Origin of the sequence: Ruminococcus sp. J1101004sp1_RTP21198st1_B9_RTP21198_201120 (assembly GCF_040924245.1) — a bacterium.
GTDB classification, from domain to species: domain Bacteria; phylum Bacillota; class Clostridia; order Lachnospirales; family Lachnospiraceae; genus Blautia_A; species Blautia_A faecis.
The window spans coordinates 32,451-46,895 of record NZ_JBCOMI010000020.1 but is presented as its reverse complement, the minus strand read 5'-3'; the positions used below and the strand labels follow the sequence as shown (position 1 = coordinate 46,895).

Annotated in this window: 13 protein-coding genes; all 13 read right to left on the bottom strand. The window is 39.2% G+C overall.

Features of this window, described 5'->3' with window-relative positions:
- Nucleotides 1–6: 6 nt before the first annotated feature.
- Nucleotides 7–2,631: a DNA mismatch repair protein MutS gene (mutS, locus tag AB5618_RS14065; protein ID WP_243110374.1), complete on the bottom strand. Its 2,625-nt coding sequence runs from the start codon at nt 2,629–2,631 to the stop codon at nt 7–9.
- A 120-nt stretch (nt 2,632–2,751) separates the two neighbouring features.
- Complete coding sequence (locus AB5618_RS14060) at nt 2,752–4,041, bottom strand: tyrosine-type recombinase/integrase (RefSeq protein ID WP_148463004.1); 1,290 nt, start codon at nt 4,039–4,041, stop codon at nt 2,752–2,754.
- Nucleotides 4,042–4,108: 67 nt separating this feature from the next.
- Nucleotides 4,109–4,306 (bottom strand): helix-turn-helix domain-containing protein, encoded by a 198-nt coding sequence (locus tag AB5618_RS14055; RefSeq protein ID WP_118580248.1) that lies wholly within the window; start codon nt 4,304–4,306, stop codon nt 4,109–4,111.
- Between the two features lie 46 nt (nt 4,307–4,352).
- On the bottom strand, nt 4,353–6,053 hold the full coding sequence (locus AB5618_RS14050; RefSeq protein WP_148463003.1) for a hypothetical protein: 1,701 nt from the start codon (nt 6,051–6,053) through the stop codon (nt 4,353–4,355).
- Nucleotides 6,054–6,345: 292 nt separating this feature from the next.
- Nucleotides 6,346–6,648 carry a hypothetical protein gene (locus AB5618_RS14045; protein ID WP_148463002.1) on the bottom strand — a complete coding sequence of 101 codons (303 nt, stop codon included), beginning with the start codon at nt 6,646–6,648 and terminating at the stop codon, nt 6,346–6,348.
- A gap of 33 nt (nt 6,649–6,681) precedes the next feature.
- A complete protein-coding gene (locus tag AB5618_RS14040) occupies nt 6,682–8,844 on the bottom strand; it encodes a PcfJ domain-containing protein (protein ID WP_148463001.1) in 2,163 nt (720 codons plus the stop codon).
- Between the two features lie 25 nt (nt 8,845–8,869).
- Nucleotides 8,870–10,009: a hypothetical protein gene (locus tag AB5618_RS14035; protein ID WP_148463000.1), complete on the bottom strand. Its 1,140-nt coding sequence runs from the start codon at nt 10,007–10,009 to the stop codon at nt 8,870–8,872.
- 62 nt (nt 10,010–10,071) lie between these two features.
- Nucleotides 10,072–11,052 (bottom strand): DUF5688 family protein, encoded by a 981-nt coding sequence (locus AB5618_RS14030; RefSeq protein ID WP_148462999.1) that lies wholly within the window; start codon nt 11,050–11,052, stop codon nt 10,072–10,074.
- Between the two features lie 45 nt (nt 11,053–11,097).
- Nucleotides 11,098–12,060, bottom strand: a complete 963-nt coding sequence (locus AB5618_RS14025; protein WP_148462998.1) for a DUF5688 family protein — start codon at nt 12,058–12,060, stop codon at nt 11,098–11,100.
- A 53-nt stretch (nt 12,061–12,113) separates the two neighbouring features.
- On the bottom strand, nt 12,114–12,641 hold the full coding sequence (locus AB5618_RS14020; RefSeq protein WP_148462997.1) for a hypothetical protein: 528 nt from the start codon (nt 12,639–12,641) through the stop codon (nt 12,114–12,116).
- A 2-nt stretch (nt 12,642–12,643) separates the two neighbouring features.
- The gene (locus AB5618_RS14015; protein WP_148462996.1) at nt 12,644–13,339 is read right to left on the bottom strand and encodes a Cas9 inhibitor AcrIIA9 family protein; all 696 of its coding nucleotides are present in this window, start codon (nt 13,337–13,339) and stop codon (nt 12,644–12,646) included.
- 18 nt (nt 13,340–13,357) lie between these two features.
- Nucleotides 13,358–13,765 (bottom strand): hypothetical protein, encoded by a 408-nt coding sequence (locus tag AB5618_RS14010; protein WP_148462995.1) that lies wholly within the window; start codon nt 13,763–13,765, stop codon nt 13,358–13,360.
- A complete protein-coding gene (locus tag AB5618_RS14005) occupies nt 13,755–14,021 on the bottom strand; it encodes a hypothetical protein (protein ID WP_179962572.1) in 267 nt (88 codons plus the stop codon). Before AB5618_RS14005 ends, AB5618_RS14010 begins: the two co-directional genes overlap by 11 nt.
- Nucleotides 14,022–14,445: the final 424 nt, after the last annotated feature.

Genomic DNA, 14,445 nt, shown 5'->3' with positions numbered 1-14,445 from the left:
TGTCAGTTACCATCTGTTCTTTATCTTATTCTGAAGATTGTATAACGTATTTAAGGCTTCCATGGGAGTCAGATTTCCAATGTCAATGCCTTTTAATTCTTCAATAATGTCATTGTCCTGTACAGTGTCAAATAATGACATCTGCGCCATATCCATTTCTACCTTCGGCTTCTTCTTCGGTGAAGCCAGATCTTTTACAGCAGCAGTAATGTCTGCATCGCTTAATTCCTCAACCAGCTCTTTTGCACGGTTAATAACAGAATCCGGAACACCTGCCAGCTTGGCGACCTGAATTCCATAGCTCTTATCTGCGCCGCCTTTTACAATCTTGCGGAGAAAAACAATATCGTCACCTTTTTCCTTAACTGCAATGCAGTAGTTGGTAACGCCAGATAGTTTTCCTTCCAGTTCAGTCAGTTCATGATAATGTGTGGCAAATAATGTCTTGGCTCCACAAAGCTTTGTATTACTGATATGTTCAATCACTGCCCAGGCAATGGCAAGACCATCAAAGGTACTGGTTCCACGGCCGATCTCATCCAGGATCAGAAGGCTCTTGGCAGTGGCATTTCTAAGGATATTGGCAACCTCAGTCATTTCTACCATGAAAGTACTCTGTCCGCTGGCAAGGTCATCTGATGCACCTACACGAGTAAAGATTCTGTCTACAATTCCAACCACAGCCTTATCTGCCGGAACAAAGCTTCCAATCTGCGCCATAAGTACGATCAACGCAGTCTGACGCATGTATGTAGATTTACCTGCCATATTGGGGCCTGTAATAATGGAAATTCTTTTTTTAGTATTGTCAAGGTATGTATCGTTGGCAATGAACATATCATTATCGATCATCTGCTCTACAACCGGATGACGGCCACCTTTGATATCTATAATTCCGCCTTCATTTACCTTCGGGCGTACATAATGATTGCGCTCAGCAACAAGCGCCAGGGATGCAAACACATCCAGACCTGCAATTGCCTTGGCTGTACGCTGGATTCTTATCACTTCCTGGCCAACTTTATCACGGACATTGGAAAACAGCTCGTATTCCAGGGCATAAAGTTTATCTTCAGCGCCAAGGATCATATTTTCAAGGTTTTTCAACTCCTCGGTAATATAACGTTCTGCATTTGCAAGAGTCTGTTTACGGATGTAGTTCTCCGGCACCAGTTCTTTAAACGTATTGGTTACCTCAAGGGCATAGCCGAATACACGGTTATATTTGATCTTCAGGGATTTGATTCCGGTACGCTCACGTTCCTTTGTTTCCAGCTCTGTAAGCCATTTTTTTCCATCTGTGCGGGCACTGCGGAATTTATCCACATCTTCGTTAAAGCCTTCACGAATAATGCCTCCATCCTTCTGGGCAAGGGGCGGTTCATCTACAATGGCGTGCTTGATCAGATCTGTAATATCTTCAAGACTGTCCATGTCCTCGTAGATTTCTTTCAGAATCGGTGCCTGAAAGTCCTTGAGAACCTGTTTAATATAAGGAATCATTTCCAGAGAGGACGCAAATGCTACCATATCTCTTGGATTTGCAGACTTAAAGCTGATGCGGCTGACCAGACGCTCCAGGTCATACACTGGATTGAGATATTCCCGGATCTCATCGCGGAGCATCGGTTTCTCATTCAGCTCTTCAAGAGCTTCCAGTCTGCGATTGATCTCTTCTGCATCGATCAGTGGCTGTTCCACAAAGGAGCGAAGAGTACGGGCACCCATGGCTGTTTTAGTCTTATCCAGTACCCAGAGAAGAGAACCTCTTTTCTGCTTTTCACGGAGGGTCTCCACCAACTCCAGATTTCGTCGGCTGGAGCTGTCAATCAGCATATAACGCTCTGCCGTATAAGGACGGATGGTAGTCATCTGAGAAAGTGCAGTCTTCTGCGTTTCCTTAAGATACAAAAACAGCGCTCCGGCAGCTATGATTCCACTGTCATAATCGCTGATTCCAAGGCCTTCCAGATTGGTTACGTGAAAATGTTCCCTTAATTCTTTTCTGCAGGTATCATCATCGAAATACCAGGCATCCAGGGAAAAAATACAAATTCCAAGACGTTCTTTCAAATCGTCTGTGTCAACCCCACTCATAAAAAAGGAATCATTACATATGATTTCAGCCGGACTGAATTTGTTGATCTCATCAACCAGTTTCTGGCTATTTGGTACTTCTGTAAGGAAACAGTCACCTGTGGTAATATCCGCTATTGCACAACCAAAGCGGTCTGCTATGGAGACAATTGACATCAGATAATTGTTCTTTGACTCATCCAAAGAAGTTGCATCTAAAGTAGTTCCGGGAGTAACCACACGGATAACAGCACGCTTTACAAGTCCTTTTGCTTTTTTCGGATCCTCTACCTGTTCGCAGATTGCAACTTTATGTCCCCGTTCAATAAGACGGTTAATATAGGTATCAGCTGCATGAAAGGGAATTCCACACATAGGAGCACGTTCTTCCAGACCGCAGTCTTTACCGGTGAGCGTCAGTTCCAGCTCCTTGGATACCAGAAGTGCATCATCAAAAAACATCTCGTAGAAATCCCCGAGACGATAAAATAAGATGCAGTCTTTGTATTCTTCTTTTGTTTTGCAGTATTCCTGCATCATGGGCGACAGTTTCATGGTTTGCGCTGAATCCCTTAATTTATGCGGGTTTGAAGCACCTGAAATAGTAGTTTGACCCCCATTTGACCCCCGGTTAGTATTTTGTATGTTATCAGTAGTATTCTTCATAATTTTCCTTTATTCTTTTTCTGGCACCGCCGGAACTTTTCCCTCATCGTATTTTGCAGCAAATTTTCTAAATTCATCTGCCACATAATCCTGTTCCAGATGTGTATAATAGTTCGTCATATTTACGCTTGTATGTCCCACAATCTTACTCACCGTAAATGGAGACATATTAGACTCATTCAGTTTGGTGACGAACGTATGCCGAAATTTATGGGGATATACCTCATAAAGACGAGGTTCCCTATTTTCTTTTTCAGCTAATTCGATCTCTTTTTTTTCAATTATGCTTATAATACGTGAACATTCCGCGTTTGCATATTGAGGAAGAAAAACCCCTCCTGGTTGTGTTGTGAATACCAGATCCGGAAAATCTTTGAGGAAAGGATTTTCCTTTCCCCATGATGATCCGCTTTTTTCTTTATCCGCAATCTGCTTTTTCTCCCAAGAGTGAAATGCCAATTCAACACCCTCTGTCATAGGAATCCAACGATAACTTGCCTTTTTCTTAGGCGTCGTTATCTGTTTAACTGACTCTGGTTTTTCTAATCGATTTTTTCCTTCATCAAAATAAATCGTCGTTCTATTCAGTGTTTTATATACACGAATTCGATGACATTCAAAATCAATATCAGACCAGCAAAGTGCTGTAATTTCGCCAATACGCATTCCAGTATTCAAAATAATATAAAATAGTTCATAATATCTCGTGTTTTTTGCTGCATCAAGAAATGTTTTAATTTCCTCTGGTTGAAGTATTTTGCTTTCATCCTCCAATATTGGATCAACTGTTACTTTTTCGGATTTTTCTATTGCAATCCCTTTACAGGGATTCATTGGAATCATTTGATTATCTACCGCACTTTGAAGTAATTGCTTTACAATTGATAAAGTATGGACAACTGATGATTCCGCATAGCCATCGTTTTGCATTCCTTCAACCATATTGTAGATATGAGAGGGTGTGAGGCAATCAAGCCTCACAGAGCCAATAAAATCTGCACCCCGCTCAAATCCATCTACATATCCACGAACCGTATTAGCTTTAATTCGCCCAATTTTGTAAAGTTTCATCCATTCATCAAACCATTCAGAAACTTTATATTTTTTCGCTTTATCATTATAACCCAGAATATATTTTGCTTTTTCCAGATCACGTTTTTTCTTTAGTTTTGCCAAATTTCTATCATATAAATATTTTGGTTTCGGGGAACCTGGTATATAATATTTGGCTTGATAACGTCCGTCCTTCCTTTGCGAAAGTCCACTTCCTAATTCTTTGCCTTTCAAAGATTTTCCCATACTGTGTTCATCCTTTCCAGGCCAGATTTCAAGTACATCAGAATATTAACACGTTCTTAAAAAATATTCAAGTGTCCTGTTCCTCCAACCAGTGTTCGAATTTTTTTCTGTGTACAAGTGTTCTGCGCCCAATTCGGACGCAGAAATCATTTTCAGCCATTATAGTACGAACTGTTTTTTCAGATAACCCAGTTAATTCACAGGTTTCTTTTACTGAAAGAAGAAGTTTCCCATTTTCCTCCTTTGTGTCGTTCTTTTTTCTCATACCTACATTTCCTTTCACATATCAAATTCAACTACTACAATGTACCTTACTCCCGTAATGCCAATATTTTTTCTATTGCTTCCTGTCTTGTTATGCCTTCTCTTTTGGCTTTTATTGCAATATACTCTTGCGCTACACCATATGCTTTACAGCAAGCCACAAAGCTTTTGTACACTTCTCCATGGAAATGGAATTCTTTTTCTATCCTCGCTTGATAAGTAGCAATAACAGCCTCTTCAAAAGAACAGCTAGTATCTCTCATGCGCTTAAGTACCAATTTTTTTTGTATTTTTAAATCATCATAGCAACTGGTTTTAGAAGGATATTCTTTTCCCATTATAACGACTTTTTTAGGGACTCCCGGTTCAAAATTCGTCTGTCTTTTAAATTGCTTTTCTTTTGCTTTCCGATCCTTTCTTTTTAAAAAGTATTCCACAGCTTCTTCGGCAGAAACCATTTTTTCTACCATTCTTCTATAAACATCCTTATACCGTATCCCCTGTTCTTCACAGCACTGGCGAAGATCATTATAAAATTGATCACCGACTTTCAGTGCCACATTTTGAAACACTTCTTCTCTTTTGGCATAATAATCGGCAGCTTCCGTAATCGAGCATTCATTGCGAAGTGCATATCCATAAAGAGTTCCTTCTCGGATTCGCAGATCAGAACATAATTCCTTTATATTTTCATAGCATTTACCATTTTCCAATGTTATGTTTTCAATATCTCCGGTGCCAAAAAGCCTTTCTTTTTTTTGCTTTAGGTTTTGTAACGTTTCCTGCACACTGCAATCACTGTTCATAATTTTTGCCAAAACTCGTCTATATGGAAATTTCAACATCCTACAACATTCATGCAGATCCGCATATTTTACTCCATCAAATTCTATAACATCTGTTCCTAGTTTTTGCTTAACTTCCAAGCAGTGTTTGATGGCTTCCTCTTTTGAACAATTATATCTTGAAGAATAATTGTAAACATCATAATACTTTATTCCGTACTGTCTGCACTGTTCTGCAATGGACTTATGGCAAATGGTGCTATCATAATCATTTTTTCTTCTTACAGGATGCTGTATGAGGTAATAGTTAAGAGCTTCAGCTAATGAAATATCCTCTGCAATACATTTTTGGCGTACTTTGTCTGCTTCTAAATTGTAATTCCAACAGCACTTCACAAATGAATCGTATTTTTTTCCTTTGTAAAAAAAAGGAGAAGGATTATATACTTTTTGATTTCCGGCCCTGTTTTCAGCTTTTTTCAAACAATAATTTAGTGCTACAGTTTTTGATCTTCCTGTTTCTCTCATACAACGTCTCACAGTGCATTCAGGTATTCCCAGCTCTTTACAACACTCACGAAATGATGCATAATTTTTGCCTTTATACTTGAAGCGCAAAAGATTTGTATGATTAATTGAGCGCTCAAGAGCTTCCTGAACTGTATACCCGCATTGATACTGTAATTGCTGAACGCTATATTTGTTTATTTTATAAAAATCGCAACAGGTATCTAAGCTAAGCCATTTCCTATTACGAAAAACAAACTCCTTTTTCTGTTTATTCTCTAACATCTGGCTTATAGCTTCCTCAAACGTACAGTTATAGTCGTGTGCATGCTGCAATACTCCCAAATATCTTAATCCAAGTTTTTCGCAGCAATTCTTTTTTCCCGAATATGTAACACCATCATATTCATAACTAAATTGTTCCCAATATTTCGATTTTCGTTTCGGTTTATGCATTTGAACATGATCCTTTCCTTGATTCCAAATTGACACAAAACAGGCAATATTCCCCCTTTCGTTATTTTATTCACGGCATTAGCAGAAGTAATATAAAAAACACCCTAAAACCATTATCCTTATGATTTTAGGGTGTACTAATCACACTATATTAAGCTCTTAACATCTTGATCTCCATCAAGATAAAATATCTGCAGTATCTGCTGCCAAATGCCATTTTTATTATACCATCCAACAATTTTGTGTCAATTCCACTATAGTTTCATATCTGTAGTATTTTAATTCCACCATTCTAATTCTTTACAAACCATTTTCTTCTGTACCTCATTGCAAAGAGTTCCAAACGATTGCGCATTTCTTCATGACAATTATGTGAGCGAAACTCTCCATGGATCTCTACAAATTGCTCCGTATAATCCTGTGTTATATCCACCAGCCAATCAGATACCACCACTGGGATCCAATCCACATTTTCGCGAAACCTTTTTACAACGATTTCCATTTTATAGAATTTTTCACTACCATATTGATAACAAAGCTTAAATTCCGTTGCAATCCTCCCTGTCAGGGTAACTTGATTATTTCCATTTTTCATAGTATCTTTATCATCTTTCTTTTGTTTTCTGGTTTATGCTGCATTTTCCATCAAATCCTCTTCCAGAATATCCGCAAGCAGCTTTCCAGTAAAGCCAAATCCGTTCACCTTTACTTTCTTTTCCCGCAGATCCTCAATTTCTCTCTTTCGAAGATCACGGCTTTTTATCGAAAGCATCTTATCTTCCTTATTTAGTTTACGCGAAAGCTGTTTCTGCCAACGCAATAAAAATTTCTCGGCCTGCTTAATATCCGGGTTCTGCCTGTTAAAATATGTCCGTTTCTGGCGTACTGTCCCATCTGGTTCCACTTCCAATGTATAATATGGCTTTTGGGGTGCATTCTTTTTTCTCAGGAACAAAAGATAAGACTCCTGTTTTACCATACGCGCAAAATAAGTATCTTTTCCGATGATGCAGTGCTGCAGTTCTTCTCCTTCTTCCAGAATATCCTTGATTTTCCGCGGTGCCACAATTTGGAAAGTATGATCGCTATATTCATATTTTCTCAGGTTCTCACAGACGTTTTCTATACCAGGAAATTTTTCTGCAATCTCTTCGGCTTTTATATCCATTTTCTTCTCTATCATCAATTGAACCAGTTCGTTATGCCGTTTTTCCAGTTTTCTCACACGGTATATAATTGGATCCTTCACGTCCATACCAAGCTTTAACGCCATGTCAAGATAGTCTTGCCAGGTACCAATAAGCTCCTTTGGCTTTTTTTCGCTTTCTTTTGCCTGTTTTTCCAAATAATTTTTTATCTGTTCCGGGCTCATCCGATCCAGTACAAACAAAAGGTCTTCCGGACAGATCTGCCATTTCGAGAACCAGGCAATCACGTTATCTTTTATCACTTTTTCAAATCCCTTTTCATAAGTCAACCATTGCAGAAATACTTTTCCACCATGATTATTGCGAAGGCGGTTCAGGCGGAACTTATCAATCCCAAGAGCATGTCCAAGCGAATCTGCTTCCTTATAAAAAACAGAAGTATTGTTTTCTATGATTTCCTTTGCAAGCTCATTCAGCCCGGCTTTTATCAGCTGCTCCAGATAAGGATATTGCTTTAACCGATGAAAATAGGCTACCGGCTCTACTGTTTCACTTTTTCTGACCAGCTCATGGAATCCGCTTCTTTTAAGCTGATTATTTTTTATTCCATGGAGTGACTTTTTGTAGATATGCCCCGGATAGCGGGGTTCATATCCCCAATTCCCCCAGCAATAAGGGTTGTATGTATTCAATGACCCATGGATCCATCTGTTCTCTTCTGTCCCATGATAATAACCCCAGTAAAATTTTTTTTCGTTAAGGTCTTTATCAAATACATATCGTCGCAGCTCTCTCCAGTTATAAACTGGTTTTGTATAAGCAACCATGTCATATTTCACATCTGCCCTGAATTCACGAATAACAAAATTATCACCGCATGTCTGCAAAAGATATGCAGTTTCTTCTTTTGACTTTACCATGCGCTGTCTTCCCACTGCCTTATATTGGATCTTATGCCTGCAGTTAGGACATTTTCCCGTCCTGTTGTGTTTTACGCCATTCACCACCACATTCTTTTCACACCATGTACAGTAGCCTGTGATATTTTTCTTCCGGGAGTATTCATAAAAAATGTAATTCTGTGTAATTCCCACTCTTTTCAGCCATTTCTCCCAGTCCTTCGGAGTTTCCCTGACGTATTTCATAACCTGGTCCCAGGCGGTTGTTCGTTTTAAATGTTTCTGTATCTTTTGCCTTTCCCGTACCTGTTCTTCAAAATGAAAAAGGCCATAACATACATTATCTTTTTTATATTCCTCACCCAGGGTTTCCCATATTTGACTGCGGCTGTTTAGATCACACCAGGTATGATCTCCCTTTACCCCTTTAGGCAGTTCAATTTTATCCAGCATTTTATTGGTCCATTTCTTCAGCCGGTAATCATATCCTATGAAGCAATCATTTTCCTTATCAATGAACAGGGTATATAAAGGTCTTCTTCCGCCAGCAGTCAAAATATCTGTAACAAAAAAACCAATTTTTAAGATATTTTCGTCCATTTCTGCCTGAATGAACAAACCAATTGGATATTCCATTCTCTCATAAGCCATATTTCCGATAGCTGGAATATCACTTTCTGCCGCCAGAACCATCTCCTCCGATGGTTCCAATACCTTCATTTTTTTAAGCTTTCGTTTTTCCATCTAATTTGTCCTTTCCGAAGTTATTTTATAAATCCAGGGTTAACTGCTCAGCCTCATCCTTATGCTCATTTGCCGTAACCCACTCCTGTTGCAAAGCTTCAATCTGTTCGGCAGAAAGTCTCTTCTTCATAAATCTTTGTTCTGTATCATTCAGAGACTCCCAGCCCTTTTGCACAATCTTTCTTTTTGTCTGCTCCAAGCGTTTCTCTTTTCGTTTCTGTTTCCACTTCTTCTTCGCTTTCGCAAAGTCTGCTTCATAGCCAATGTATATTCCGGCTTTTTTATCCTCAGTATCCTGTGCCTTATCTCGCGTCAATCGCGTAGCAACTCTAACATTCAGAATTTCCACCTTCAAATCCGGATCGTACAAGGCCTGCATAGAATAGCCATTCCACCATTCCTTATCAAAAATATCCTCCTGTTTTCTTTTTACAATTTCCTCACAGATATCGACCGAAACCTTGCTTTGCAAAAATTTCTTTCCCCTTGTGATCGTCACTACAGGCTCCCCGGCAAAAAAGGTATCATCTTTTCGGATTGTAGATACCTTTAAATCGTAGTATATATTCCCTGTCTTTTTGGAAAGAGGTCTGCCCCGCAGCATACAATACTCTCCTGGTCCGCACATGCACCTCATCGGATTATATTGCAGGCTCCATTCCTGCTTCTCGTAGTTATAAGACATATGCATCTTACAAATACAGTTTTTATGCTGTTCCTTAAATTTCTGAAACAATTCTTCCTTTTTCTGATCTGCCTGGTCTTCCAAATATTCTGCACTTTTTTCATACTGGTAATCTGATACCATATGGCAGGCACAGAAGCCGAAGTTATCTTCCCTTAATAAGGGATGATTCTGTTCACAATTTTTCTTATGCCATGGACACCGAAAAACGACATTATCATTTTCAAAGCAGAATGTTTCCTCCAGGTAATCTATATCGTTAATACATTTTTCCCAACTCACGTATAGACCACAGCCAGACATAAATGCTTTCTTTTCCAGATAATCTTTGGTATATATAAAACCGCCGCATGAATTTTCAAGTGGTGACTTTCCCAGCCTTCCGTTTCCGATTCGAACATAGTCCGGATAGTGTTCCGCCGTATATCCTTGAAGAAGCAGCTCCTGTGTCAACAAATTGTATTCGTATCCCTCGGACATTTTCTTCTCCTCTTAACAAAAGATACGGCAGGAAATTCCCGCCGCATCTCGTTCCTTATCATTTAATTTTCCTCATCCATACGGATTGTTGTAACTAACATTTTCAGACTGCCTTGAAGCATAATAAATTTATCCTTTTCCCTGCAGTAATAATAGACCTTATCTGTTAAAAACTCCTTTTGGAATGTCATTCTCGAATTGGAAGTTCTTAATAAATTCTCAAGTTCTTCTAAGCTGCAAAGTTTTGAGCTGTGTATCAGGGCTTCATGCACACTGCTAAATACCACATAAAAATCCCCATCCATTAATTCCACCAGTTTTTTTATCACTTCTGGATACAGGACTGCCACAGCTCCATTTGTGAGTCCTTTTACGCTAAGACAGATTCCCTCCTTCTTTTTTTTATCTGAAATAAAATAGGGATCCACATTCATGAAGTCATCACCAGCATACCCCGGAGTGTACATCATTTTTTTGAAATCATAGATTCTTGGAGACAATATACGATAACTGTTTAAAAGAGCATCGTGTAAAACATCGTCTTTTTCCAAGCCCCATGTCTCCAAATATTCCGATCTGACTTTCAAATATGTAATCCCATTCTTCAAGGTTCCTGCATGCACATATAACGTGATTGCAATGTCCCCCATTGTTTTATATACGGCATTTTTCAGTTCATGCCTGTGTTTTTCCAGGTTCAAAAGCCCCAGAAAGAGATGTTCCCTGACTTTTTCATAGTCATTCAGATATCTGGTATTTTCCATATTTCCTGCTCTATCCAGGTCACACTTCACCCTTGCTTCTATGTTTTCCATAGAAGTTCCTTCTACATAATCCTGGTAAAGTTCTTCCACAAAAATCCCGCAGATGTCTTTTCCGGAATCCGTTTCAGCGCAGACTACAAATAACCGGTCCCCATTTGCGGTTATTCCGGTCTTTTCTTTTTTCTTAAGGAAAACATAGTCCTCTGGAAGATGAGCATCTTTTATGATCCATTTCCGTAATTTCTGGACAAATTCTTCATACGTTAAACGCTGACACATATAAAGTTTCCTTTCTTATAATCCGTAAAACCTTATCATTGCTATTTACAACGGAAGCCTTTCAACACAGCTTGCCGGTAAAGTTACCTTTGATACCACCTTTTTCCATTTCATTATTTTCCGGGCACCTCTATCATAGTAATATATTTCATCTGACAGATAATCTTCGTCCGGGGTAGCCTCTTTAAGTGTCTCTTTTAAAATTCTTTCAAGATCTTCCGGACAGAACATCCTCTTAGGATGAATCATTGCCTCATGGACGCTTGTAAATAAAATGTACAAATCACTTCCCATAAGCTGTGCCAGTCTTTGAAGGACACCAGGGTAAAATACGGAAATCGCTCCATATTCTTTTGTATTTGTGGAAAGTCGAACCCCCATAACTTTATCACTTTTCGATAAGCAGAATGCTCCATTCTCCATAAAGGATCCTCCCCACTTGTTCTCATCATTAGTACAAATGAGAGGGGGTGCCATCTGGCAGGTATTTTTAAGTGCCTCTTCCATAACAGCCTCTTTTGTCATTTCCCATTGTTCCAAATGCTGATTTTTTATCTTTATGTCTGTAAAATACCCGTTCGTGTTACTAAGCATCATATACAGGACACAAGCGATATCGCCAACATCCTCATGCACGGCATCTTCCATCTCAAGCGAATGCTCTTTCTTGTTAAGAGGTTTTACAAAAAGGTATTTTTTGATTTTTTGATAACTGTCAGGAGTCATCTTGCCCTCTAACATGCTAACCATTTTTAGTTTCTCGATTTCCTCCTGTACAGAATATAAAATTGACTCCATCGAACTCCCTTCCATACAACGCTCATATAAATCTTTCACGTCAATACCGCACAGTTGTTTTCCACTTGAATTTTCAAATGCCTCCACAAATAAGCGATCCTTATTATCTATGGCTTTCTTTTTAAAAAATATTTGCTGTTCCTGTAAGTTCAAAGCATTCAAAAGCTGTTTTCTTAATACCTCAACAAATTCCAAATATCCTAACTTCATCGTAATAATCCTTTCTGCGGCTTCTCTATGACCGCTGATCCAGCATTCAACTTTCAATCTGCAATTCCGTACCATTGATTTTCCTTATATCTTGTGCCATCCACACAGAGCTGGTTTACATATATAATCTCATTGCTGTCAGGTTCTTCCTGGACAAGAATAAGAAGATCATTTTTCCTTCCTTTTGCTTTTGGTTGTTTGCCGCGTACAATTACAAATCCATTATTGCCCACACCTGTTTCTTTACAAACCAGGCTGCACCATGGGCGGTCCGGATGTATTGCCATATACGCTGCTCCCCGTAGTAAAAGTGTTGGAAAATCCAATTCTTTTATCAGTTCTATCTTGGTGCATGAAATTTTCGTATCCCTGTCATCTTCATCCAGATCTCCAAATGCTTTCACTACAAAATACCTAGAGTTCCTCCAATTCGGATAGTGAACAAGACAATCCAGTGGATTTTCCGCACAATGGAATCCATTCTGTCTGCAATTTGCTTCCGTTGTCTCATTGATCCCATATCGTTTAAATTGATAACCCCTGCAACTTAAATTTTTTTCAAACCCTTTGTATGCAATCATATTCAGGCTCCTAAATTAAATAAAGAAAGCTGCTCCGGTTCTTCTTTCTTTTGCGCTGCTGGCTTTGCTGCCACCTTTGCATCTTCCGAAACATCTTTCTTCGTATCTGCATCTTTTGATTTTGCTGACAATGTCCTGATTGATTCCGCTCTTTTCCAGGCTTTCTTTATTGTATCTATTTCTTCCTGTGCTTTTTTCTCCATGTCTTTACGGTCGTCCAACAGGTAATAGTCTATTACCCAGGCAAATACCTCTGTAGAGCCAATCGCTATACCAGCATTTTGCCCCACACCAGTTTTTCCCTCTTTTTTTGCCTTTTCCAGCGCCGTCTCATATGCTTTTTCATGGACATACTCGAGACAGTGTCTCAGCGTCTTATGGGGCTGGAGGATCACATCTTTCATAACCGGATCTTTTCTGGCAAGGTCTAAAAGATACGTGCCAAGCACGGTCGCATACCCTGAATCCTGCAAAAGAAGCATTTCTTCTGTCAGTTTTTCGGTTACTGAACCGGATTGCCGGGTCAGCAAAACCTTCAGCAGAAACTTCCTTTTTCCCGCTATAAAAGCATCTGTGTCCTCTTTGGATATGAAACATTCTTTTGCAAGGCTTTCAATTGCCGCTACATTTTGACAGGTCCGGTAATGTTCTGCCAGGACATTTACTTCCTCTATGCTTTTCGCCAATTTTTCCAGCATATAAAGTTCCTCCCGTCATTATGCCGCTTTGGATGCATGATTTTCCACATTTCCTCCAGCTGCCTCTCTTTGCATTTCCTGGGATTCCTTGTCAAGCTCATTCACCAGATTCAGCATTACCCGGCGTACCCAAAGGTTTCCATTCCACTTCTTTTCAAGGGCCTCCGCACTCTCAACAATGTCTTTCCACACACTATCATCCAATGCACGATGTCTGTATTTCTTGTAAAATGGATAGATCTCATACATAGCCTTTTTAACATCCACATAAATAACAGAATCCACATTAGACAACAATCCCATCAGAACCGGATGCCTGTCATATTTTTGGATCAGCTCATGGATCCCAACAGGTCTTTCTCCTGTATACAAGCCTAAAAAGTCATTAAATATCGTTCCAACTGTATTTATATTTCTATGTTCCATTCATATCCTCCTCTGCTCTTTTGATTCTTGCTGTTACGGTTTCCGGTAAGCATTCAAACGCTTCTGCAATTGCATTTTTACTGTATCCTTCCAGAAACAGCTTTTTCATCATTTTTTCCTGCTCTTTTTTCTTCAGCTTTTTCAGGGAGGAATCCCTAATCTTATGCTTCAGAATTTTTTTACTTAACGGATGATCCGGTCCATACTGATAGATCTTCCAGGCCTCCGCTGCATTTAGTCCGCAGACAATTGCCATTACCAGGCAATAATAGCCTGCATACTCTTCATTTCTTATGCCCTCACCTTCTTTATAGTTCTAACATTTTTCGGTTCCCGGCATTTTCCATTTATGCATGTCCTCCTTTCTTTTCCTGTTCCATGTTTCTCATCCGACATACTTCTATTTTTTTCGAATTATCCCTCTTCTCCTTCCTTTTGTATTTGCTCCCTTTGCCTAGATTCTGAATTTTTGACAACAAAAAAAGACACCAAAAATCCATTCCAGTTTTTTGATGTCTTTCTATATTTCTCAGATCTATTGTCTCAAATGATTGCTCCCGGTATTTTGCCAGGACTAAACTTCTTCTGCATAGGGTGCTATGCATAAACGATAATTCAATTATAGGATAACACAATATATAGTGCGTGTCAATGTTGCATTTCCGTATATTGTGTTTATG

Excerpts from the sequence above, each read along its gene's own strand:
- mutS (WP_243110374.1), bottom strand. The coding sequence starts at position 2,631 with ATGAAACTGTCGCCCATGATGCAGGAATACTGCAAAACAAAAGAAGAA.
- AB5618_RS14060 (WP_148463004.1), bottom strand. The coding sequence starts at position 4,041 with ATGGGAAAATCTTTGAAAGGCAAAGAATTAGGAAGTGGACTTTCGCAA.
- AB5618_RS14055 (WP_118580248.1), bottom strand. The coding sequence starts at position 4,306 with ATGAGAAAAAAGAACGACACAAAGGAGGAAAATGGGAAACTTCTTCTT.
- AB5618_RS14050 (WP_148463003.1), bottom strand. The coding sequence starts at position 6,053 with ATGCATAAACCGAAACGAAAATCGAAATATTGGGAACAATTTAGTTAT.
- AB5618_RS14045 (WP_148463002.1), bottom strand. The coding sequence starts at position 6,648 with ATGAAAAATGGAAATAATCAAGTTACCCTGACAGGGAGGATTGCAACG.
- AB5618_RS14040 (WP_148463001.1), bottom strand. The coding sequence starts at position 8,844 with ATGGAAAAACGAAAGCTTAAAAAAATGAAGGTATTGGAACCATCGGAG.
- AB5618_RS14035 (WP_148463000.1), bottom strand. The coding sequence starts at position 10,009 with ATGTCCGAGGGATACGAATACAATTTGTTGACACAGGAGCTGCTTCTT.
- AB5618_RS14030 (WP_148462999.1), bottom strand. The coding sequence starts at position 11,052 with ATGTGTCAGCGTTTAACGTATGAAGAATTTGTCCAGAAATTACGGAAA.
- AB5618_RS14025 (WP_148462998.1), bottom strand. The coding sequence starts at position 12,060 with ATGAAGTTAGGATATTTGGAATTTGTTGAGGTATTAAGAAAACAGCTT.
- AB5618_RS14020 (WP_148462997.1), bottom strand. The coding sequence starts at position 12,641 with ATGATTGCATACAAAGGGTTTGAAAAAAATTTAAGTTGCAGGGGTTAT.
- AB5618_RS14015 (WP_148462996.1), bottom strand. The coding sequence starts at position 13,339 with ATGCTGGAAAAATTGGCGAAAAGCATAGAGGAAGTAAATGTCCTGGCA.
- AB5618_RS14010 (WP_148462995.1), bottom strand. The coding sequence starts at position 13,765 with ATGGAACATAGAAATATAAATACAGTTGGAACGATATTTAATGACTTT.
- AB5618_RS14005 (WP_179962572.1), bottom strand. The coding sequence starts at position 14,021 with ATGGCAATTGTCTGCGGACTAAATGCAGCGGAGGCCTGGAAGATCTAT.